Origin of the sequence: Paralcaligenes sp. KSB-10 (assembly GCF_021266465.1) — a bacterium.
In the GTDB taxonomy this organism is placed as follows: Bacteria; Pseudomonadota; Gammaproteobacteria; order Burkholderiales; family Burkholderiaceae_B.
This window is the reverse complement of sequence record NZ_CP089848.1, coordinates 414613-435988: the sequence shown is the minus strand read 5'-3', so window position 1 is coordinate 435988 and position 21376 is coordinate 414613. Positions and strand designations below refer to the sequence as shown.

21 protein-coding genes are annotated in these 21376 nt (G+C 55.9%); 9 read left to right on the top strand and 12 right to left on the bottom strand.

Annotated features, from left to right (window positions below; all coding sequences use genetic code 11):
- Nucleotides 1-230 precede the first annotated feature (230 nt).
- The 3 genes from LSG25_RS01990 (at nt 231) to LSG25_RS01980 (ending at nt 4094) form a co-directional block, all read left to right on the top strand.
- A complete protein-coding gene (locus tag LSG25_RS01990) occupies nt 231-1247 on the top strand; it encodes a LysR family transcriptional regulator (RefSeq protein ID WP_232743051.1) in 1017 nt (338 codons plus the stop codon).
- A 251-nt stretch (nt 1248-1498) separates the two neighbouring features.
- Nucleotides 1499-2827, top strand: coding sequence for an argininosuccinate synthase (gene argG, locus LSG25_RS01985; RefSeq protein WP_232743050.1), 1329 nt, complete (start codon nt 1499-1501; stop codon nt 2825-2827).
- Nucleotides 2828-2897: 70 nt separating this feature from the next.
- A complete protein-coding gene (locus LSG25_RS01980; protein ID WP_232744531.1) occupies nt 2898-4094 on the top strand; it encodes an MFS transporter in 1197 nt (398 codons plus the stop codon).
- Here the strand turns inward: LSG25_RS01980 and LSG25_RS01975 are convergent.
- Both LSG25_RS01975 and LSG25_RS01970 read right to left on the bottom strand, forming a co-directional pair.
- On the bottom strand, nt 4078-4737 hold the full coding sequence (locus LSG25_RS01975; RefSeq protein ID WP_232743049.1) for a DNA-3-methyladenine glycosylase I: 660 nt from the start codon (nt 4735-4737) through the stop codon (nt 4078-4080). The two genes, LSG25_RS01980 and LSG25_RS01975, sit on opposite strands and share 17 nt — an antisense overlap.
- A gap of 79 nt (nt 4738-4816) precedes the next feature.
- Nucleotides 4817-5725, bottom strand: coding sequence for a LysR family transcriptional regulator (locus tag LSG25_RS01970; protein WP_232743048.1), 909 nt, complete (start codon nt 5723-5725; stop codon nt 4817-4819).
- A 113-nt stretch (nt 5726-5838) separates the two neighbouring features.
- Between LSG25_RS01970 and LSG25_RS01965 the strand changes: the two genes are divergently transcribed.
- Together LSG25_RS01965 and LSG25_RS01960 are read left to right on the top strand one after the other, a co-directional pair.
- Complete coding sequence (locus LSG25_RS01965) at nt 5839-6930, top strand: tartrate dehydrogenase (RefSeq protein WP_232743047.1); 1092 nt, start codon at nt 5839-5841, stop codon at nt 6928-6930.
- Nucleotides 6931-7063: 133 nt separating this feature from the next.
- Nucleotides 7064-8020 carry a Bug family tripartite tricarboxylate transporter substrate binding protein gene (locus tag LSG25_RS01960; RefSeq protein ID WP_370635984.1) on the top strand — a complete coding sequence of 319 codons (957 nt, stop codon included), beginning with the start codon at nt 7064-7066 and terminating at the stop codon, nt 8018-8020.
- Nucleotides 8021-8098: 78 nt separating this feature from the next.
- On the opposite strand, the gene LSG25_RS01955 is transcribed toward LSG25_RS01960, so the two are convergent.
- From LSG25_RS01955 to LSG25_RS01910, 10 genes are all read right to left on the bottom strand, one after another.
- Nucleotides 8099-8503: a RidA family protein gene (locus tag LSG25_RS01955; protein WP_232743046.1), complete on the bottom strand. Its 405-nt coding sequence runs from the start codon at nt 8501-8503 to the stop codon at nt 8099-8101.
- A complete protein-coding gene (locus tag LSG25_RS01950) occupies nt 8503-9417 on the bottom strand; it encodes an alpha/beta hydrolase (RefSeq protein WP_232743045.1) in 915 nt (304 codons plus the stop codon). Before LSG25_RS01950 ends, LSG25_RS01955 begins: the two co-directional genes overlap by 1 nt.
- 2 nt (nt 9418-9419) lie before the next feature.
- On the bottom strand, nt 9420-10142 hold the full coding sequence (locus LSG25_RS01945; protein WP_232743044.1) for an ABC transporter ATP-binding protein: 723 nt from the start codon (nt 10140-10142) through the stop codon (nt 9420-9422).
- Nucleotides 10126-10905 (bottom strand): ABC transporter ATP-binding protein, encoded by a 780-nt coding sequence (locus tag LSG25_RS01940; protein WP_232743043.1) that lies wholly within the window; start codon nt 10903-10905, stop codon nt 10126-10128. The genes LSG25_RS01945 and LSG25_RS01940 overlap by 17 nt, the downstream gene beginning before the upstream one ends.
- Complete coding sequence (locus tag LSG25_RS01935; protein WP_232743042.1) at nt 10898-11896, bottom strand: branched-chain amino acid ABC transporter permease; 999 nt, start codon at nt 11894-11896, stop codon at nt 10898-10900. The genes LSG25_RS01940 and LSG25_RS01935 overlap by 8 nt, the downstream gene beginning before the upstream one ends.
- A 110-nt stretch (nt 11897-12006) precedes the next feature.
- Nucleotides 12007-12891: a branched-chain amino acid ABC transporter permease gene (locus LSG25_RS01930; protein ID WP_232743041.1), complete on the bottom strand. Its 885-nt coding sequence runs from the start codon at nt 12889-12891 to the stop codon at nt 12007-12009.
- A 26-nt stretch (nt 12892-12917) separates the two neighbouring features.
- Nucleotides 12918-13823 (bottom strand): hypothetical protein, encoded by a 906-nt coding sequence (locus tag LSG25_RS01925; protein WP_232743040.1) that lies wholly within the window; start codon nt 13821-13823, stop codon nt 12918-12920.
- Between the two features lie 13 nt (nt 13824-13836).
- Nucleotides 13837-14766, bottom strand: coding sequence for a ferritin-like domain-containing protein (locus LSG25_RS01920; protein ID WP_232743039.1), 930 nt, complete (start codon nt 14764-14766; stop codon nt 13837-13839).
- A gap of 56 nt (nt 14767-14822) precedes the next feature.
- Nucleotides 14823-15998, bottom strand: a complete 1176-nt coding sequence (locus LSG25_RS01915; protein WP_232743038.1) for an ABC transporter substrate-binding protein — start codon at nt 15996-15998, stop codon at nt 14823-14825.
- 61 nt (nt 15999-16059) lie between these two features.
- Nucleotides 16060-16884 (bottom strand): GntR family transcriptional regulator, encoded by an 825-nt coding sequence (locus tag LSG25_RS01910; protein ID WP_232743037.1) that lies wholly within the window; start codon nt 16882-16884, stop codon nt 16060-16062.
- 124 nt (nt 16885-17008) lie between these two features.
- Between LSG25_RS01910 and LSG25_RS01905 the strand changes: the two genes are divergently transcribed.
- The 4 genes from LSG25_RS01905 (at nt 17009) to LSG25_RS01890 (ending at nt 21045) form a co-directional block, all read left to right on the top strand.
- The gene (locus LSG25_RS01905) at nt 17009-18334 is read left to right on the top strand and encodes a hypothetical protein (protein ID WP_232743036.1); all 1326 of its coding nucleotides are present in this window, start codon (nt 17009-17011) and stop codon (nt 18332-18334) included.
- Nucleotides 18335-18565: 231 nt separating this feature from the next.
- A complete protein-coding gene (gene pbpG, locus LSG25_RS01900) occupies nt 18566-19699 on the top strand; it encodes a D-alanyl-D-alanine endopeptidase (RefSeq protein WP_232743035.1) in 1134 nt (377 codons plus the stop codon).
- 39 nt (nt 19700-19738) lie between these two features.
- Nucleotides 19739-20548, top strand: coding sequence for an NRDE family protein (locus LSG25_RS01895; protein WP_232743034.1), 810 nt, complete (start codon nt 19739-19741; stop codon nt 20546-20548).
- 41 nt (nt 20549-20589) lie between these two features.
- Nucleotides 20590-21045, top strand: coding sequence for a carboxypeptidase-like regulatory domain-containing protein (locus LSG25_RS01890; RefSeq protein ID WP_232743033.1), 456 nt, complete (start codon nt 20590-20592; stop codon nt 21043-21045).
- The last annotated feature ends 331 nt before the right edge of the window (nt 21046-21376 follow it).

Here is a 21376-nt window from a genome sequence, read left to right as displayed (position 1 = left end):
ATACACAGTATATTGGAAATTGCGCCGCGCCATTGCGTGAAAATCAAAAGCACCTGTTCGGCAATACACCTGGACAAGCGGAATCGTCGAGAAGAACCAGCATTATTAATGTTGCTTAAAAATAGATAAATATCTATTATTTGCGAACACTATTCATTTAACACAAACAATGCAATGCAAAGGAACGCACCCTACGGCGCGGATCCAGGCACTGCCCACCGGAACATGCCATGGACCGCTTTCAGGCTATGCAAGTATTTACCCGTGTCGTGGACGCGAACAGTTTCACTCTGGCGGCCGACAGCCTCGGGCTGCCGCGCGCCACCGTTACGACTACCATCCAGAATCTGGAACGCCGCCTGCAGGTACGGCTGCTTAATCGCACTACACGCCGGCTGAGCCTGACTCCGGACGGCGCCGCTTACTATGAACGATGCGCTGGCATCCTGGCCGACGTGGAAGATGCGGAAGCGGCCTTCCACGATATTGCGCGAGGCCCCAAAGGCCGGCTGCGCATCGATGTACCTTCCACGATCGGCCGCTTGATCCTGATTCCGGCGCTCTGCGAATTCCATTCCAAATACCCGGATATCGAACTGGCTATAGGGCTGGGAGACCGGCCAGTAGATCTGGTGCAGGAAGCGGTGGATTGCGTCATAAGGGTCGGCGATCTGCGCGATTCGGCCATGGTCGCCAAGCGCATAGGCAGTTTTGCGAGCGTCACCTGCGGCGCTCCCCGCTATCTGGAAAAATATGGCGAACCCCAAACTATCGAACAGTTGCAAAATCACCACGCCGTGCACTACTTTTCAAGCCGTACGGGCCGGACCATCGATTGGAGCTTTGTCGTCGACGGCGTTGCCACCGATGTCAAGGTCAAGGGATCCATGTCGGTCAATGATGCCGAAGCCTATGTGGCTTGCGGTGTGCAGGGTTTTGGCTTGATCCAGCCCGCACGCCTGATGGTATTGCCGTACCTGGAATCGGGCGAACTGCGCGAAGTGCTGTCGCCGTGGGTGCCGCCTCCCATGCCGATTTCCGTGGTCTATCTGCACAACCGGCACCTGTCGCCCAAAGTGCGGGTTTTCGTGGATTGGGTCAGCGAGCTGTTTGGCCGCTGTCCGCTGCTGAGCGGGCGCGACGCGAAACCGGGCGACAATCACGATTGCACTTTCAGCGGCGCACCGCAAACCCAGACCTTGCGAACCATTTTCGAACAAAAAAACATCGCCGAAAGCGTTTTCTGATTCACGCTGATCCCGCACCGGGTGCCGCTCTGAAGCGGCACCCAACCGCCTGCCATAAAACAAAGCCTGTACGCTTTCATCAGGCGCGAAACTCGCGGATCACCCCTGGCAGGCCTGATTCGTTGTTGGCGCCACGTCGACCGCGTACAATGGCGTCTGGCTGCGGTCCGGGGTAATTCTTGCAACCGGCTGCCGGGAAGACGCCACTACTCAAATGAAATCCACAACCCCTTCATAATCTTTACTTACCGATGACTACCATTCTGCAGCACATCCCCACAGGCAAACGGGTCGGAATCGCCTTTTCGGGCGGCCTCGATACAAGCGCGGCTCTTCTCTGGATGCGCCAAAAGGGGGCCATTCCCTACGCGTATACCGCCAATCTTGGCCAGCCCGACGAACCCGATTACGACGACATCCCGCGCCGCGCCCTGCAATACGGCGCCGAGAAAGCGCGCCTGATCGACTGTCGTCAGCAGTTGGTGGCCGAGGGAATCGCGGCGCTTCAGTCCGGGGCATTCCATATTTCCACGGCAGGCATCACCTACTTCAATACCACGCCTATCGGCCGGGCCGTCACCGGCACCATGCTGGTAGCCGCCATGAAGGAAGACGATGTCAATATCTGGGGCGACGGCAGCACATTCAAAGGCAACGACATCGAGCGCTTCTATCGCTACGGCCTGCTGACCAACCCGAATCTGCAAATCTACAAACCGTGGCTGGACCAGGCTTTCATCGACGAACTCGGCGGCCGTGCGGAAATGTCGGAATTCATGCGCCAGTCGGGCTTCGATTACCGCATGTCTTCGGAAAAGGCCTATTCCACCGACTCCAACATGCTGGGCGCAACGCACGAGGCCAAGGACCTTGAACACCTCCACAGCGGCATCAAGATCGTCCAGCCCATTATGGGCGTGGCATTCTGGCGCGACGACGTGCAGGTAAAAAGCGAAGAAGTCAGGGTGCGTTTCGAAGAAGGCCGGCCGGTGGCCCTCAATGGCGTCGAGTTCGGCAACGAGGTAGATCTGCTCCTGGAAGCCAACCGCATCGGCGGCCGCCACGGACTGGGCATGAGCGACCAGATCGAGAACCGGATCATCGAAGCAAAAAGCCGCGGCATCTACGAAGCCCCCGGGCTTGCCCTGCTTTTCATCGCCTACGAACGGCTCATAACCGGCATCCACAACGAAGATACCATCGAACAGTATCGAGACAACGGCCGCCGTCTGGGCCGTCTGCTTTACCAAGGCCGCTGGTTCGATCCCCAGGCCATCATGCTGCGCGAAAGCGCGCAACGCTGGGTTGCGCGGGCCATTACCGGCGAGGTCACGCTGGAACTGCGCCGCGGCAACGACTATTCCATTCTCAACACTGTTTCCTCCAACCTTACCTACAAGCCCGAACGGCTTACCATGGAAAAGGGCGAATCGTTGTTCTCGCCGCAGGACCGTATCGGCCAGTTGACCATGCGTACGCTCGATATCGTCGACACTCGCGAAAAACTGCTGAATTACGCCAAGTCCGGATTGCTGAGCTCGACCGCGAACACCGCCCTGCCCAAGCTCGAAGGCGAGTAACGTGCCCGCGCCGGCGGCAGACACCGAATCCCCTTATGCCTGGGCTCGGCTGATCGTATCGCTGCTGCTGATGACCATAGGCGGATCGGGCATGTATTCGGTCATTGTCGTGCTGCCGCGCATCCAGGAAGAGTTCGCGGTAAGCCGGGCCGATGCTTCCCTGCCCTATACGCTGACCATGGTTGGCTTCGGCCTGGGCGGTATCCTGATGGGCAAGCTGTCGGACCGCTTCGGAGTCGTCATCCCTCTAGTGGTCGGCACGCTGGGCCTGGGCCTGGGTTTTATCGTGGCGGGCACGGCCAGCCACTTGTGGGTGTTCAACCTGGCGCAAGCCCTGCTGATCGGCTTGCTCGGAACCTCGGCAAGCTTCGCGCCGCTGGTGGCCGATACTTCGCAGTGGTTCACGCGGCGCCGCGGTATTGCGGTGGCCATCTGCATGAGCGGCGTTTATGTGGCGGGTGCCGTATGGCCGCCTATCATGCAGCACTTTACCGAAACGGCCGGCTGGCGCCAAACATATATTGGCGTTGGGGTATTCTGCATGCTGAGCATGTTGCCCCTGGCCGCCGTGTTTCGCCGGCGCCCTCCCAACTCGACCGCCTCGGCCCGATCATCCACACAGTTATCCGCACGGATTAAACAGGAACTGGCCCGCGTAGACCCGAAACGCCCCCTGGGGCTTTCGCCCGGGGCGCTCCAAGCCTTGCTATGCGTGGCCGGCGTGGCCTGTTGCGTGGCCATGGCAATGCCGCAGGTGCATATCGTGGCCTATTGCGGCGACCTGGGCTTCGGCCCGGCTCGCGGCGCGGAAATGCTGTCGCTCATGCTGGGGCTGGGCATCGTCAGCCGCCTGGTCTCCGGCTGGATCTCCGATCATATCGGCGGATTGCGCACCCTGCTGCTGGGTTCGGTATTGCAGGGAGCCGCCTTGCTGCTGTTCCTGAATTACAAGAGCATAGTGTCGCTGTACGTGATCTCCGGCATGTTCGGCCTGTTTCAGGGCGGCATCGTGCCTGCGTACGCGGTGATCGTGCGCGAATACTTCACCCCCAAAGAAGCCGGCGCACGAGTCGGCACCATACTCATGGCCACGCTGTTCGGCATGGCATTGGGCGGCTGGCTATCGGGCGTGATTTACGACCTGAGCTATTCGTATCACGCGGCATTCCTGAACGGCATAGGCTGGAACCTGCTCAACGTCGGCATCGTCGGTTTCCTGCTGTACCGTTCACAACGCGGCCCGGGCTTGCTCAGGGCTGCCGCCTGACTCCCTGAGATCGCAAGGCAATGCGGGCTGCCAGCGCGGCTTCCCGTACGCTGCAACCGTCAATATGATCATTGACCAGGCCCATGGCCTGCATCAGGGCATACATGGTTGTCGGCCCGACAAAGCTCCAGCCGCGCTTCTTCAGATCTTTGGACAATGCCACCGACTCGGGCGAAGTGGTCATCGCCCTTAGCGCATCATAGGTAATACGATCCGGCCGGCCTTGGGAATCGGGCTCGAAACGCCAGAAAAAGGCGGCAAGCGAACCGAACTCGTCACGTAGTTCGAGCGCCCTCTTCGCATTGTTGATGGTGGATTCGATTTTGCCTTTATGGCGGACGATACCGGCATCGGCCAGCAGCCGGGTTACATCCTGTTGATCAAAACGGGCCACCTTGTCCATGTCGAAGCCGGCAAACGCCCGGCGAAAGGATTCCCGCTTGTTCAGGATGGTCAGCCAACTGAGGCCGGCCTGAAAACCCTCCAGGCAGACCTTTTCGAACAAGCCACGATCGTCCACCACGGGAAACCCCCACTCGTGATCGTGATAATGCTGATAAGCGGGGCTTGCCTGGCACCAGATACAGCGCGCGGTGCGGTGCTCGTCGGAGAACAGGCCTGTCGTTTCGGAGTTTTCGGACATAAGTGAAATTCTGCTCAAAGAGTGTTTTTTCAGGCCCGGACGAAGAAGGCGACCCGGCAAGATAGCGCGGCCCGCAACGCTATCGGGCAAAAGACTGTACTGCAAAATCGACAAAGGTGCGTATGCGCGCCGAAAGCTGATGCCGCTGAGGATATACCGCGTAGATATCCGCGTCCGGCGTCTGGTATTCAGGCAGCACCTGCACCAGCCGACCGCTGCTCAGATACGGAGCAATGTCCCATTCCGCCCGCATCAGAATGCCGTGGCCATCCAGCGCCCAATTGACGGCCACTTCACCATCATTGGCCGTCAGATTTCCCTTGATCTTGATAGTCTCGGTCTTGCGCGCGTTGCCGCTCCCGGTAGTCAGGCGCCAAACCCCATAGGCTTCATCGCCCTGGCGTATCCCTATGCAATTATGCATGGCCAGATCGCCCGGAGTTTGAGGCGCATCGTGAAGAGCAAGGTATTTGGGCGATGCGCACAGCAGGCGCCTGTTTGCCGCCAGGCGGCGCGCGACAATCCTCGCATCGGGCGGCTCGCCGAAGCGTATGCACACATCGAACGCGTCTTCGCTGAAAGGCGGCGGATTCACCGACAATTGCAGTTGCACCTCTACTTCGGGATGCTTGAATATAAAACGGGAGATCAATGGTGCAATATGGCTGCGCCCAAATCCAGGCGAGGCATTCACTCGCAGCAAACCTTTCGGTTCGGCTCGCGAACGGCCCAGCAACTGTTCCATGTCATCGATATCGGCCAAGATGCGGCGCGCATGGGCCAGGTAAAGCTCGCCTTCGGGAGTCAGGTGCATACGCCGGGTAGTGCGGGTAAGCAGAGGCACCCCCAGCCGCCCTTCCATCAGCCCCAGGCGCTTGCTGACCGCGGGCGTCGTGATGCCAAGGTCTCGCGCCGCGGCGCTTAGGGTCCCGCATGACACAAGCGTGGAGAAAAAGAAGAGCTCCGAAGGATGGGTGCCAGAACTCATGGGCGTGCCGATTGTTAAATACAGGTTAAGGATGGATTCACTGCAGACATCTATTTTGTACCAATTTCCTTCTATAGTTCAAGCATAGAAATCCAGTCTTTACGGAGAACCGCATGAAAACATACCGAATTGCCACAATTCCCGGCGACGGCATCGGCAAGGAAGTCATACCCGCCGGCCGGCAAGTGCTCGAAGCGCTGGCCGGTGCCGACGGTGCATTTGCGTTCGAATTCGAAAACTTCGACTGGGGCGGCGATTACTACCGCAAACACGGCCTGATGATGCCTGAAGATGGCCTGGACGCGCTGCGCAACAAGGATGCCATATTGTTCGGTTCCGCCGGCGATCCGGACATTGCGGATCACATCACCCTGTGGGGCCTGCGCCTGAAAATATGCCAGGGCTTCGACCAATACGCCAATGTGCGCCCTACCCGCATTTTGCCTGGCATCGATGCCCCGCTCAAACGCTGCACGCCGGATGATCTCAACTGGGTCATTGTGCGCGAAAATTCCGAAGGCGAATATTCCGGTGTGGGCGGACGCGTGCATCAAGGACACCCCATCGAGGCCGCCACCGATGTGTCTATCATGACGCGCGTCGGCGTGGAACGCATACTGCGCTTCGCCTTCAGGCTGGCCCAGTCGCGCCCGCGCAAATTGCTGACAGTCATCACCAAGTCCAATGCCCAGCGCCATGCCATGGTCATGTGGGACGAAATCGCGGCACAAGTGGCCAAAGAATTCCCCGACGTGACATGGGACAAAGAACTGGTGGACGCCGCGACTGCCCGCATGGTGAATCGCCCCGCCACGCTGGACACACTCGTTGCCACCAACCTGCATGCCGACATACTGAGCGACCTGGCCGCTGCCCTGGCGGGCAGCCTGGGCATTGCACCCACCGGCAATATCGACCCGGAGCGCCGCTATCCATCCATGTTCGAGCCCATACACGGCTCCGCATTCGACATCATGGGCAAAGGCCTGGCCAATCCGGTTGGAACATTCTGGTCGGTGGTGATGCTGCTCGAGCACCTGGGAGAAACGGCCGCGGCCGCCCGCGTCATGCAGGCCATCGAGCACATCACTGCCAACCCGGGGCTGCACACCCGCGACCTGGGGGGCACGGCCACGACCGTTCAAGTCACCCAGGCGGTCTGCGAGCAGATCGCAGCCGGCCGCGCCAGGCATCGAGCGGCCTGACACGATTTTCCTGATGCAATCCGCATCAACGGCGGCTTCAGGAATTTGTCGCTGCATACTTATAAATACGGGGAGACACACCATGCAATCCAGATCTTTACGCAACACCGCCGCACGTACCTTCCAGCGCTCAATGCTGATGCTGGGATTGATCGGCGCATCGACATTGTTCGGGACCTCGGCGCTGGCCGACACATGGCCCAGCAAACCAATCAGCCTGGTCGTTCCTTTTGCGGCCGGCGGAACCACCGATGTGCTGGCGCGCTCGCTGGGAGACAAGTTGTCCAAGGCCCTGGGCCAGCCCGTGATTGTGGAGAACAAGCCGGGAGCCGGCGCCACGCTGGGCGCGGATCTGGTCGCAAGGGCGAAACCCGACGGCTACACGCTGCTGATGGGGGCGGTGCATCACACCATCGCAACGAGTTTCTATAAAAAACTGCCCTACGATTTCCAAAAAAGTTTTGAGCCCATCACAACGGTTGCGCTGGTGCCCAACGTCCTGGTGATCAACGCAAGCACCAAGGCCTCAAATGTCAAGGAACTGCTGGCTCTGGCCAAGGCCGCGGCAGGCAAGATGGCCTTCGGCTCCAATGGCTACGGCACCTTGCAGCACCTGATCGGTACGCAATTTGCCAACCAGGGCGGAGTCGAGCTCTTGCATGTGCCTTATAAGGGCAGCGGCCCCTTGACCACCGATCTGATCGGCGGGCAGATTTCCATGTCTTTCGACACCGTCACACCGGTGCTGCCGCATATTCAAAGCGGCAAGCTGCGCGCCCTGGCCGTGACCACCGCCAAGCGCTCTTCTGCGCTGCCGGACGTCCCGACACTTGAAGAAGCCGGCATGAAGAATTTCGACTTCGGCACCTGGTTCGGCGTTCTGGCGCCCGCGGGCACACCCAAAGACATCGTAAGCAAGCTCAATGCCGAAATGGTCCGGATCATTCACTCGCCCGAATTCGGCAAACGCATGGCGGACATAGGCGCCGAGCCCATAGGCGATACTCCCGAACAAATGAAACAGCAGATCAGCAACGACACGCAACGCTTTGCCGCGTTGATAAAAGACTCCAAGCTCAGCATAGAGTAAAGCTTGCCATGCCTCGATGCAGAAGAGGCCTTGCCAACGACCGACACTACGCCTTGTTGCCGCAGTGGCCGGTCGTTTCTATATTTCACCAGGCAGGGACATGAATGCGACCACATCCACTTCCACCTTCCACTCAGGCCGGGCAAGGGCTTTGGCGACAATCAATGTGGATGCAGGACGCGCATCGCCAAGGTATTTCAAACGGACGGGGCCCAGCAAAGAAAGCTCGGCTTCGTCGGTGATATACGTCACAACCTTGACAAGATGAGCAACTGTCATTCCCGCTGTTCGTAGAATTTCCTGGATGTTCGACCATGCTATATCGGCCTGCTCCGAAAATCCTTCGGCCACGCTGCCGTCTGGCCGCACCCCTACTTGACCGGCAATATGCAGCCACTGACCGGAACCGCCGGTCAAAATGCCCTGGCTATAGGGGCCAAGCGGTTCGCCTACCTGCGGCGGATTAAGAGCTTGCATGCTCATTAGGGTTCTCCATGTAAATCTGGTTGATTGCCCGGTTTGCGAAACATGCCCATGGTTTTATCGAACAATGGACTCGTTGTGTTGGAACCGGAAGCGAAATCCATGAGCAAATCAAAGTGATTGCGTTGCGGCACCACCATATTTTCCACTTGATGACCATTTTTTTCGCAAAACCTGGAAAAATCCAAGCTCTGTTTCTGGAAGCCTTGGGTTTCCAGTTCTCCGACAGCCAGCAGCATGGGGATATCGAATAAGCCCTGGTTGCCGTACAAGCTCCATTTTTGAGCTTCCTGCGCAGACATATTCAAGTCATTATTGATTGAAGTAGACAGCAAAGGCTCCAGATCGAACAAAGCGCTGAGGCCGACATAGCCCAGCAATTTGCCGGCGAGTAGAGGTATGTGCTCGCGACAAATCGCCCTGGCGGCCATATGCCCGCCTGCGGAGTGCCCTGAAATCACGATACGGTTGTCGTCGTAGCCCAAGCTTTCGCCATGCTCGGCCAGCCATGAAACCGAATCGCACACCTGGGCCACGATGTCACTGACCGTCGCCTGCGGCGCCAAATCATAATTGGGCATGGCAACCGCGACTCCTTGCGACAGATAGGCGTCCGCAATGAAGGAAAAATCGTGTTTATCCAATGCGCGCCAGTATCCGCCATGAATAAAGATCAATAATGGGGGGCGGCTCCCGTTTTCTGGAACGAACAAATCCAGAACGCTCGCATCCTTTGCACCGTACCGCAAGTCAAGATTGGCTCCTGATCGTCGACGTGTCTGCGCGCTGCGATGTGCGAACTCTCTGTAGATTTCCGTGCGCTCAGGATGCCGGGCACGCAAGTTATATTGAGCTTCGCATGCGGGATCAATATTGGAGCTTATTAAAGCGGACTCAATCCGGCTGATTTCCATTCTTAAATCCCCAAATAGGCGGCTTGCACCCGCGTGTCGTTACGCAAGGACTCCGCACTGCCGGAATAGGCAACCGTCCCTTCTTGCAATACGTAGCCATAGTTTGCCGTATTAAGGGTAAGGCGGGCGTTCTGCTCGGCAATCAACAAAGTCAGGCCTTCCTGCTGCAGGCGCTGAATAGAGGAAAAAATGTCTTTTACGACTAAAGGCGCCAAGCCCATGGAAGGCTCGTCCAGCATAAGAAGACGGGGGCTGCTCATCAAGGCCCGGCCGATAGCCACCATCTGCTGCTCTCCTCCGGACAGCGTGCCGGCCGCCTGGCTGGCGCGTTCTGCCAAACGTGGGAACAGGCCCAATACATAATCCATATTCCGGCGAAATTCGGTATGCCGGCGAGCGCGCAGGAGCTTGTACCCGCCCATTTCAAGATTCTCGTGAACCGACAAAGGCGTAAACACCCGCCTTCCTTCGGGAACCAGCACGATCCCCCGCGCGACGATTGCGTCGGTTGACAAGGATTCGATCGGTTCGCCCTCAAAGAATATGCTGCCCCGCAATGGCCGCAGCAACCCGCTCAAGCTGCGCATAGTCGTGGACTTGCCCGCGCCGTTTGCCCCCAGCAGGCAGCCAATTTGCCTCTCGGGGACATGCAGGGTCATATTTTGCAAGACATCGCCCGCGCCATACGATGCATATAAGTCACGAACTTCAAGCATCGGCGACATCCTCTCCAAGGTATGCTTTCAGAACTTCAGGATCTCTACGAACAGCGGCGGCGGTGCCTTCGGCAATTTTTCTCCCATAATTCAGAACGACGATATCGTCGCAAAGCTGCATCACAAAGCTCATATTATGTTCGACCAATAAAACACTGACCCCATCCCTGTTGATATTTCGAATGACCGCGGCCACCTGCCCTACCTCGGCATGCGGCACTCCGGCAACCGGCTCGTCCAGAAGAAGTAAAGCAGGGTTTGTGGCAAGCGCGCGGGCGATTTCCAGAATTTTGGCTTCGCCAAAGCTTAGATCCGCCGCCAGTACATTTGCCTTCCGGCCAAACCCCAATAAATCCAGCTTTTCATGAGCGCTGGCCCGGATTTGGGCTTCTTCAATGCGCTGCTTGGGAGTGCGCAGCACACACGCCCATAAACCCGAGCGGAAGCGGGCGTGACAACCGACCATTACATTTTCCAAGACGGTCAAATCTTTAAATATCTGCAGATTTTGAAAGGTCCGGGCTATGCCGATTTTTACGCGCTTATGGGAAGCGACACCCTGGATTTCATGCCCCTTGAATTTGACAGTCCCCGTTGTTGGAGGAATCAGGCCGGCAACAATATTGAACAGAGTACTCTTGCCCGCGCCATTGGGTCCGATCAAGCCCTTTATCTGACCCTGCTTCATGCCAAACGACAGATCGGACAGCGCAGCCAGCCCGCCAAAACTTATGCTGAGCCTGTCCACCGCGAGAAAGCTCGAGTCAGTCATTGCCAACCTCCGGCGCGGCAATGCCGCCGCCTGCCTTCATACGGATGCGACGCCTCCACAACCGTTCAAGCATTCCGGCAATTCCTCCCGGCACGAACATCAACACCGCAATCATGCCTACGCCAAAGATCAAAAGCTGAAGATCGTGAAAGGATTGCAAAAGTTCAGGTATCACAGTAAAGACAAGCGCGCCAAATAACGGCCCCCAGTATTTTCCCCATCCTCCCACCGCTACCATCATTACCAGTAAAACCGATGCGAAAAAATTGAAAGTTTCCGGTGATGCAAACTGCGTGTAATGCACATACAAAGAGCCTGCCAGCGCCGCCAGGGACGCGGACAACACAAACACCATGACCTTAAGCCCATAAGTATTGATACCCAGGCTGGCCGCCCCGATTTCGCTATCGGCCAAACTGGTTATGGCCCGGCCAACCCTCGAGCGCACCAGGTTCAAAATACCCCACATCACCAGCAGGCTCACCATCCAGGCCAAATAGAAAAACCATCGATCAGTACCGAAGGGAAGCCCAAAAATATGAATAGGATTGACTCCAGACAGCCCGTTCGGGCCACCGGTCAGGCCAACGAGCTCCACGAACAATACCGACAAAATCGCATTGAACCCAAGTGTGGCCATGGCCAGGTAGTGGCCTCGCAGGCGCAAGGTGGGCAAGGCCACCAACAAGGCCGAAAAGGCGGTCAATGCCATCGCACAGAAGATATCGATTAATCCGGGTATGCCGTATTTGGAGGAAAGCACACCGCTGACATACGCCCCGAGCCCAAAGAATCCGCCGTGGCACAGGGAAATTTGCCCGCAGTAGCCCATAATAAGGTTGAGGCTGGCCACCAGGATGAGGTTGATGCAAAACATCACCCCTAGGCCAACTATATAGCCGTTAGGCGCAACCCAGGGAAACAGCAGAAAAACCAGCCATAGTCCGAACAATATTCGCACATCGTACCGCCCACTTGAACCTTCTGACATACAAAATACCTGCCGGTTAGCAAACGTTATCGGGTCATGGAGCATTTCCAGCGGCACTCCGGAACACCAGGATTCTCTTCATAAGCCGAGCGCCAGGACATTATTTTTGGCTAGACCTTGCTTATTTCAGCTTTGCCAAAAATACCTTGCGGCCGCAAAAACAACACCAACAAAAGTAAAACAAAAGATACTGCATCTTTGAAATGCGAAGACAGCAAGCCGCCGGTGAGAGACTCGGCAATCCCCAAAAACAGTCCGGCCAGGAATGCCCCATGCAGGCTGCCGAGCCCGCCGAGAACAGCAGCGCTGAACCCCTTGAATCCCAGTATCGTCCCGTTGTCGTAGGAGGTCAGGGTAATCGGCGTGATAATCACTCCCGCCACTCCCCCTGCCAGCGCCGCCAACATGAATGCCCACATCACCGAGCGCTTGACATTGATACCGACCAGCGCCGCGGCATCGCGATCGGCCGCCGCCGCCCGCATAGTCTTGCCCAGCAAGGTACGCTCGAAGAAAAATTGTGTCATCAGCATGAACGCAAACGCCAGGCCCAGTACCCAGAAACTTTGAGGGGTAATGCTGGCTCCCCCAAGCATGACGGGCTGATCGCCTGAAAATGCGGGATACCCCATGGGAGTTTTACCCAGTATCAACATAACCAGGCTTTTGGTGCAGATAGCAATTCCAATGCTCAGCAGTGTTATCAGCATCGGGCTTGGTTTCTTCAGGGGGTGGATAACCAGTCTCTCGGAAACCCCGCCAATCAAGCTAACGGCAACCACAGCTATCGAGCATGACAGCCAGACGGGGATTATCGCGGTCGCATAGGCCGTCGCGGCAATCATGCCTCCTGTCATGACCCACTCGCCTTGCGCAAAATTGATGGAGTCGGTGCTCTTGAAGATGACGTTGAAGCCAACCGCAACGATGGCGTAAATGCTCCCTGTTGTAAGGCCGGCGATCAGGAGCTGAATAGCTTGCACATAAACATCCATGACGACTCCGTACCCTGGGTTCAGGGTTAAAACGTTCCCAGCCGGGGATGTGCGAATCCAGGCAGCTCAATTCCAAATGTCTTCAAACGGATTCTTACCCCGGCAATATAAGAAAGAAAGATGACCTGCTCGCGCGCCTGCGTCGATGCGCCCAACCCCGCCAGCGCCGCAACCTCTGCCGCTCGTGTCTCGGCGTCAGCCGAACCGGACAACCATGGGCAGTGATAACCGCGCATCTCTATATTTTGTATATAGTCATGCACACCAATGGCTACAGCGGTACGCTGAGCGTCGGACCACATCCCGACCCGCTCGGAAACGTACGTCCATCCAAATGCAACATGCCGTTCCTTGGCCTGGACGCTTTTCTGCAGGATTTGTTGCGCAACAGGCTCGGTGGCGTTATCAAGATAGGCGCGAAACAACTCGAGCTCCAGGCCGTCTTCAACCGCCGAATGCACGGTAAAGAAAATATCGGCATCCTGTTCGGCATCGAGTATCTGGCGATGGCGATACTGGTTGAAAACCACCTCGCTTTCTGCTTGCGGAGGGCGATCGATATAGCCACCGAGCAGCTTTGCATACCGATGGCAACTTTCTATCTGCCATGCTTCTTCCGTATTGCGGACTGTCAGGAAATACTTGGGGTCGGATTCGCGGCCTGCCTCAAGACAAAGCCGGACCAGAAGCGCCGGTGTTTCGTACAAGCCCGCATATTCCACCCAGGCACGGCGACTCCACACTAAACGGGCGGCATCAAGGCTTGCCTGTTCAAATTTACCGGCATCAAAATCATTCCATGCTATGTCGGCCTCGGGGTTCCATCGGCTTTCTTTACCCGTTTCGTATAGTTCACGTATGGAGCCAATGGATTGCGTAAGACTTACGGGGAAACGCCGCTCTACCGGAATTTTCGTTGTATGTGCTTGCATAATCAGTGTCCAATTAAAACTTGCCGATTTTTGGATGTGAAAAAGCGGGTAAATGAACACCCCAGGATTCCATTTGACGGCGGATACGCTGAACTGTTTCTACGAAGATCGGTTTTTCAAGCTCTTCCACTGTCGATCCCAGGCCAGCTTCCCAAGTGATGCGATCGATATCCATTTCGGCCTGTGAAGCAGGGTTTTGAGGGGCCAGCCATGGACTGTGGTAGCCGTTTAACTCGACCTTTTCAATCATTGAAATCACGGCATTCTCAACGACTTTGATTTCTTCCTTTGTCATTTGCGGAATACGGTAATCCAGGAACCTCCAGCCAAATGCGCAATGCCGGACTTCGTCGCGCATGATGCGAGTGCAAATCTGCTTGGCGACCGGATCGCGTGTGATATCGACCAAATGGCGAAAAACATCGAAGGCGATTTCTTCGGCGCCGCAAACCAGTGCCGCCAATATCGCCTCAATCGGCATATGCGGATCGAGCGCCATCTTCCGTACGCCATGAGTGGCAACCGCCCCTTGATACCCGGCCTGGGTGGGCTGCTCCATATAGCCGCCCAGTAATTCCGCCATCCGCACGCACACTTCGGCATGCCGGCTTTCTTCCTGCGAGCGGATGGTAAAAAACAAACGCAAATCGGCCGGGCAGTTGTCATGGCAAAACCGTATTTGCAAAGCAGGGCTTTCGGAAATGGCGCCATACTCGCTCCATGCCCGCCGGCTCCAGTACTGACGACCGGCGTAGCGCTGCTCATCGGTATACAGAGTGGGATCAAAAGCGTCCCAATCAATATCGGTTCGTGGATTCCATTGTTTCGCCGTAGCCAGGTGATACAACTCGCGTATCTTGGGTATATGGGTGTCCAAATCCAACGGAAACTGGTTTTTCATCTCGTCCAGAATGGTACGAGGATGCTCGATGACTGTACTCATGAAAACACTCCGAAATAGATTTGCTCCAATGACAGGTTTTAATTGAATGCGCTATATCAGTAGTCGGCCAAGTGAAACTGGCCGCCCTTGTAGTCGAGCATCACAATGTCGCTTTTGGACAGCCCGGAATGCTTGTCGGCGGAAAAATTGTAAACGCCGCTGACACCCTTGTAGCCTCGGATTTGAGATAATGCCTCGCTGATTTTTTGCTTGTCGTGGCCGGCTTTTTCAATAGCCATTTTTGCCAGCATGATGGCGTCATAGGTTTGCGCCACATATTGATTTGGCTTGCGTTTGTATTTTTTCTCGAAACGGTTGCTTAAATCGAGAATCCGGGCCTTGATGGGATCGGCATCGGGCAAATCCTGGCCCACCGGAAACTTGACACTGACCAGCAGAAGGTTTTCGACCGCATCGCCGGCCAGCTTCATATAGCGTTGATCCACAAACCCGTAGCTGTGCACCAGAGTCAGCTTATCCAAACCCAGCTGCTTCGCCTGTTTGATGAAAACCACCCCTGTCGGAGTCACGGTCCAGCAAATAATAGCCTGCACGCCGGCTTTCTTGATAGCGCTCAATTGAGGCATCAAGTCTGTATCCGAAGGGTTGAATGATTCATACATGAACTCGAACCCGCGTTTCGCGGCAAGTTTTTTTGTTTGTTCGACTGCGCTCTGACCGAACCCGCTGCTATCTGCCAGCAAGGCAACTTTCTTGATGCCTTTTTTTGAAAAATAATCGAGCACCCGGCCGATGACCTGATCGTCATCCACAGTGCTTTTAAAAGTATGCTGGCGCTCCTTGACCGGATTGACGATCTGCATGCTTCCTTCGGTGGAAATAAATGGCATGCCGGCTCTTTCGGTCATGGGAGCCATGGCCATGGCAATACCGCTCATATTGCCGCCACCAACGATGATATCCACTTTGTCCTGTGACAAAAGGCGTTTGGTTTCATTGATCGCCTTGGCCGTTTGGCTTTCCGCGTCGTAGAAAGTCCATTTGACCTTTTTCCCGTCTATGCCTCCGGACGAATTGATGTCGTCGATAGCCATTTCCATGCCTGCCTTCATGTCTTCGCCCAGAAACGCGGCGGGCCCGGTTACCGACAAGATGGACCCTATGTGCACGGCGTCATCCGCGTGAGCCTGCAGCCCAAAACCCAACACTCCCACGGACGACATAATGCAGGTAGATAGAGAAGTTATTAATGCTTTCTTGATATAACTCATTTGTCTGCTCCTAATTATTTTGATGGAATGATGCTGCAACAATGGTCGGATCGACTCCGTTTCAACGACGTTTTAATTGTGATTTGCGCATTTCAGGATGGCTGCGGAATTCCAGGGCGTCTATGACCGAAGCATTCGCCTGACGCTCTTTTTTCAACGGGACGCGTATCGAATAACGCACCTGATCCGCTCGGTAATGCGAGATGCCGGACATTACAGGCCTGTCGTTCAAGTCGTAATACACCAGATGACGCGTCAAGATGGGGTCATCCGGCATCAAGCCAAGGTAGTCGGCATGTTCAGGCTGAACGGACTCCGCCTCAACCTTAAGTTCCCCGTACGACAGGTCCACATACTGGCCGACCAGATCCAGCAAGGAGCCGGCAGCGACCTGTTTGGCATTTATTGTCTTGATTACGCATACCGGAATATATCGATAATCGATTGATATCGGCACATGCTTTACCGTTCTCAGCCTAAGTATGCTCCATACAGGATCCCCGGTTTTGATATCGAGTTGCTGGGCCGCACGGGCATCGCAAGGCTCGATCGCGCAATGCAGAACCCGCAGCTCGAGGGCACGCCCTCGAGTAGCCCACTGATCGATAAAATCCATGGCCGTGCTGAACCGTTCATCGACTTTCGGAGCACAAACAAAAGTGCCCGAACCCCGCACACGCCGCAGATATCCCTCTTTAACGAGATCCTGTACAGCCTGCCGCACGGTCATGCGGCTTACTCCGAATTGTTCGCTGAGCTCTTGATCTGTATGGAACCGCTCGCTGTCTTGCTGCCACCCCAGGATCATCGACAACACTCTGCGCTTGATCTGCTCATAAAGAGGGAGAGGCGAATTGCGGTCGAGCGAAATTGCCGCATTACGCATAAGAGACCTTATGAGAATTTATATGCTTTCCAACGCGGCTCAACATATTGATATCTCTCTGTTAGAATTGTCTAGTTAGCTAGACTTTATGATATATTGGATTGGCCGTCAAGCAGGATTGATAATGAACATTGCAACTCTTGACCTACCCGTCTCCGACACAAAGGGTTTCTCTTTTGCGCAGTTTGCCTTCACCCGGCCTGCGCCCCTCGACAACATCGATACGATCGTTTGGAATCCCGGTGCGCTGCTGCCGCAAATGAAAGATCAAATCGAACAGATCGATCCCGCTGTGCTCAGCGTAAGAGGCTCCGAATCCTTATTGGCGATGTCGCGTTATTGGCGCAAAGAACTCGATAGCCTGCTGGCCAGAGGCGGCTCTGTGGTCGTGTTGAGCTGCCCGCCAAAAACAGTCGGCGTACACACGCTTCAGGAAATCATGCCCTACGACATATACGAACCATTGCTGCCACTGCGCGTGGCAACGCGGGCATATGATGGCGGCGAATCAATTTGCCACGCGGGCGACCCTTTCCACACTCTTTTTCGGCGGATTGGCCATATGCTCAGGCCGACCGCGACGCTTGATTCCTACTCCGGCATTCCCATCCTGCAAAATAACGCAAGGCAAACTTTGGCCGTCTACTGCAATCCGATCCCTGGACGGATCATGATCCTGCCCGCACTGGCGCACAAAACGCTGGAGCAACCGGAAATGGCTGTCCAGTTCTTCTCTGCCTTGCAAGAGAGCATAGATCGGCTAGGCCATACCGCCAATGCCGGCAACGCAAGCTGGCTAGGCAGCTATCGCTCGGCCGCCGAGGAAACGCTATATGCGCAACGAGCGGATTATTTTCGCCAGATGGATGGACTGCAAAAAAAAATAGATCTCTTGCAGGCCGACATTGACCAATACGAATTCTTCAAACAACTGCTCGGGGGTGAAGGCCGTGGAGTTTATACTGCCGTCGCGGAGTTGTTCAGACGCAAAGGGGCTTTCGTACAGCCGGACTGGCTGGAGAATAATTTGCTTTTGGTGGAGCTAAGTAAAAATCACCTTGCCGTAAAAATACGATTGCCCGGAGAAACCGTTGACGAGGCTTATTTTCGGAAGCTGGAACAATCGCGTCAGCGCATCGCCGAGTATTTTGGACGGCCGGTTCTCACGCTGCTGGCGGACTGCTCCGGTAATGGAGTTCCGCTACCGGAACGGAATCCGAACGTTGATGAAGCAGCCATGGCCCGCCGTCATGGCTGCCTCTATGCGGAAGGCATTCACTTGTATGGTTGGCACATCGGCATCGACAACGTCGACCCAGAAGCCTGGGCTGCGCACCTTGAACAAAAGGAAGGCCTGTACCTTGAGCACTTGAGGCAAACAGTCAATGCAAACCTGGGGCAAACGCCATTGAAAACGTCCTATAAACAAACCGGCCCGACCAAGCTATGAAATTGACAATAATCTACGTAGCCGTATGATCTCTCAAAACCCACTGCCCAACTCAATATACTGTATTTTTAAACAGTAAATATGGTCATTTATCATAAGCTTTTAAGGCTAACTTAAAAAATAACTTAAAAAGACTGTGTAACTAACTAATATTATTGGTATTTTTTTTCATTTCTGATATTATTTGCCTCAGCCAAAAAATAATACCCTCAACGTACTGTGTACCCGACTATGCGACAAATCTGGAATCGAACGTCTTTATTGGCTTTACTGCCATTACTAGCACTTGTCTTCAATTTCAGCCTTAGCGCAGACGCGTACGGCAGCACGCATACCACGGTACAAAACAGCAAACATCACGTTTCGGCGAAGAAAACTTCCGCGCATCATTCCAGCAAGAAAACATCCGCCAAAAAAAGCAAGGCGCATGTAAAAACCAGTTCCAAACGCCACGCCTCGGCCCACAAGGCCCGCATTACCCATCGAGCCAGCCTGCGCACCCGGCATCATATTGCCAGTGCAGCGCACACCCGGCGTGTTGCGTTTCAGGAAGAAAACCACGATGCAATCACACACAGATCTCAAAGAGGCCTCGAACCGCTGACGCCGCACGCCGCGCTCAGATCGGAAGTGGCCTATGTGCAGGATCTGGAAAATTCCACGGTGCTCTACGACAAGAACAGCGACGAGGTCCGTCCCATCGCTTCGATCTCCAAACTCATGACGGCCCTCATCGTCTCGGAATCGGGGCAGTCCATGAGCGATATGCTGACCATCACCGAAGACGATGTCGATCACCTGCGCCATTCCCGCTCACGCCTGACGGTCGGCTCCACACTCAGCCGGGCCGACATGCTGCACCTGGCATTGATGTCGTCCGAAAATCGCGCCGCCCATGCCCTGGCGCGCAATTACCCGGGAGGCATCCCCGCTTTTGTCCGCGCCATGAACGACAAGGCGCGCGCCATGGGCATGCGCAAAACGCACTTCATCGAACCCACAGGGCTGTCGAGCGACAACGTATCCACACCACGCGACCTGGTCAAGCTGTTGGTGGCTGCCAGCAAGCAGCCGCTGATTCATCGCTACACAACCGACGATCATTATGAAGTGGCTGTCGCGCACGGCCGACGCCTGATTTACAACAATACAAACGGGCTGGTTCGCAATCCCAACTGGAACATCCAGATTTCCAAGACGGGCTTCATCAATGAATCCGGGGAATGCCTGGTGATGCTGACGCGTATCGATCGCCGCGAAGTGGCGATTATTTTGCTGAACTCCACCGGCCGCTATTCCCGCATTGGAGACGCCATGCGCATCCGCAACCTGGTCGAGCGGGAAACCAATATAGCCATGCTATAAAGGCAAGGGGGAATTCCTCCTCGTGAGCATCATGATTTTATGTGCATTGCCTACCTTGCAATCCGTGCCCATGCCGACTGGCCTTTGCTGATAGCGGCCAATCGGGACGAATTCCACGATCGACCGAGCCTGGCGGCTGCGCCGTGGCCGGATAGGCCTGATGTTATTGCCGGAATCGACTGCCAGGCTCAAGGCACCTGGCTGGGTGTTACGCGCCAGGGGCGATTCGCCCTGCTCACGAACTACCGCGACCCCGCGCACATGATCGGCAATGCCCCATCGCGGGGCGAGTTGGTCAGCCGCTACCTGACTCAGCCTGTGTCCGCGCGACAGTATGCGCAAGGCGTCTCGGATGCGGGTGCGGCCTATAACGGCTTCAATCTTATTGTGGGAGACCTGGCCGGGGCGTACTACGTCGGCAACCGGGATCCCCGCAATCAGGCCTATCCAATGCGCGAAGGCCGATATGTGGTCTCCAATCATCTGCTGGATACACCTTGGCCCAAGGCCGAACGCTTGCGCCGGGCGCTTGATGGATTTCCTCTGAACGACCTGGAAAAATCATTGACTCCGGTTTTTGAGATGCTCAAGGACGATACCAGGGCGGACGACCATGTTTTGCCGGACACAGGCATCCCGCTCGATCGGGAGCGCTTGCTCAGCAGCCCTTTTATTGTCAGTCCTGGCTATGGGACGCGCTGCTCCACTGTTATTGCCGTTCATGCAAGCGGGCGCGCGATACTGAGTGAAATTACATATGACCCCGCCGGCATTGCCACGGAACGCCACGACTGGCCTTTTATGATCGAAATGGACCCGCCTCGGCCTGATGCTTTCAATACGGAATAGAGGAATAGAATAAGGCTGATGTATTCAATCTGGAGAACGCTATGAATGCCTTGCGCCTACCCGCCTCGAAATCCACACTGCCACTCATATCGCGGCTCATGCTTGCCGCCGTTTTTCTGCTGGGTATGCTGGCCTATGGCCAGGCTCGCGCCGAACTACCCCCTTTGCAGCACCTTGGGTCGGTCGATTATGTCAGCGGCGGAATTGGAATTGACGAGTCGACCGCCTTCAAGGCCGCCATGTCGCAGTTTCCTCTGGCGCTGACTTTTGCCAGCAGCCTGGATGGCACGGCGGCGTATGTGTCCGACGTGCAGGTGGTGATACGCGATAGTCAGGACACCGATGTATTGAATGTTGCGTCAGATGGCCCTTATTTTCTGGCACGGTTACCGGCGGGCAAATACAAGATCTTCGCGACCTACAATGGCAACACGCAGTCGCGCACGGCGGAAATCGGCGGTAGCGGAACGGTTCGCCTTATGTTCGAATGGAAATAGCCTTGGCCTTCGCTGGCTCTTAACGGCCATCCGTCATTTGTGTTCTTTAGCGTTCTTAAGACGCGGGGGTGGCGGCCCAGGCGGGGTGGGGCTCGCATCGTCCGGTCCTGGCTGTGCCAGGACTGCCCGCGGCCAGCGCCTGGATCGGGCGGTCGCGGAACTCGCGTCGTCCACAGCCCCCCGGGCTGTGGACACCCTTGACGCTCAGACAACCGCTCCCTTGCATCCCGATCCAGGCGCCGGCCGCGGCGGACTCAACGCTCGCCCCACCCCGCCTGGGCCGCCACCCCCGCTTGCGTTGAGGTTTTTTGGACGATTGCAGATGGCTTTT

Excerpts from the sequence above, each read along its gene's own strand:
- LSG25_RS01895 (WP_232743034.1), top strand. The coding sequence starts at position 19,739 with ATGTGCATTGCCTACCTTGCAATCCGTGCCCATGCCGACTGGCCTTTG.
- LSG25_RS01915 (WP_232743038.1), bottom strand. The coding sequence starts at position 15,998 with ATGAGTTATATCAAGAAAGCATTAATAACTTCTCTATCTACCTGCATT.
- argG (WP_232743050.1), top strand. The coding sequence starts at position 1,499 with ATGACTACCATTCTGCAGCACATCCCCACAGGCAAACGGGTCGGAATC.
- LSG25_RS01980 (WP_232744531.1), top strand. The coding sequence starts at position 2,898 with ATGACCATAGGCGGATCGGGCATGTATTCGGTCATTGTCGTGCTGCCG.
- LSG25_RS01905 (WP_232743036.1), top strand. The coding sequence starts at position 17,009 with ATGAACATTGCAACTCTTGACCTACCCGTCTCCGACACAAAGGGTTTC.
- LSG25_RS01970 (WP_232743048.1), bottom strand. The coding sequence starts at position 5,725 with ATGAGTTCTGGCACCCATCCTTCGGAGCTCTTCTTTTTCTCCACGCTT.
- LSG25_RS01920 (WP_232743039.1), bottom strand. The coding sequence starts at position 14,766 with ATGAGTACAGTCATCGAGCATCCTCGTACCATTCTGGACGAGATGAAA.
- LSG25_RS01945 (WP_232743044.1), bottom strand. The coding sequence starts at position 10,142 with ATGTCGCCGATGCTTGAAGTTCGTGACTTATATGCATCGTATGGCGCG.
- LSG25_RS01935 (WP_232743042.1), bottom strand. The coding sequence starts at position 11,896 with ATGTCAGAAGGTTCAAGTGGGCGGTACGATGTGCGAATATTGTTCGGA.
- LSG25_RS01890 (WP_232743033.1), top strand. The coding sequence starts at position 20,590 with ATGAATGCCTTGCGCCTACCCGCCTCGAAATCCACACTGCCACTCATA.
- LSG25_RS01955 (WP_232743046.1), bottom strand. The coding sequence starts at position 8,503 with ATGAGCATGCAAGCTCTTAATCCGCCGCAGGTAGGCGAACCGCTTGGC.
- LSG25_RS01925 (WP_232743040.1), bottom strand. The coding sequence starts at position 13,823 with ATGCAAGCACATACAACGAAAATTCCGGTAGAGCGGCGTTTCCCCGTA.
- pbpG (WP_232743035.1), top strand. The coding sequence starts at position 18,566 with ATGCGACAAATCTGGAATCGAACGTCTTTATTGGCTTTACTGCCATTA.
- LSG25_RS01940 (WP_232743043.1), bottom strand. The coding sequence starts at position 10,905 with ATGACTGACTCGAGCTTTCTCGCGGTGGACAGGCTCAGCATAAGTTTT.
- LSG25_RS01990 (WP_232743051.1), top strand. The coding sequence starts at position 231 with ATGGACCGCTTTCAGGCTATGCAAGTATTTACCCGTGTCGTGGACGCG.
- LSG25_RS01960 (WP_370635984.1), top strand. The coding sequence starts at position 7,064 with ATGCTGATGCTGGGATTGATCGGCGCATCGACATTGTTCGGGACCTCG.
- LSG25_RS01950 (WP_232743045.1), bottom strand. The coding sequence starts at position 9,417 with ATGGAAATCAGCCGGATTGAGTCCGCTTTAATAAGCTCCAATATTGAT.
- LSG25_RS01975 (WP_232743049.1), bottom strand. The coding sequence starts at position 4,737 with ATGTCCGAAAACTCCGAAACGACAGGCCTGTTCTCCGACGAGCACCGC.
- LSG25_RS01910 (WP_232743037.1), bottom strand. The coding sequence starts at position 16,884 with ATGCGTAATGCGGCAATTTCGCTCGACCGCAATTCGCCTCTCCCTCTT.
- LSG25_RS01965 (WP_232743047.1), top strand. The coding sequence starts at position 5,839 with ATGAAAACATACCGAATTGCCACAATTCCCGGCGACGGCATCGGCAAG.
- LSG25_RS01930 (WP_232743041.1), bottom strand. The coding sequence starts at position 12,891 with ATGGATGTTTATGTGCAAGCTATTCAGCTCCTGATCGCCGGCCTTACA.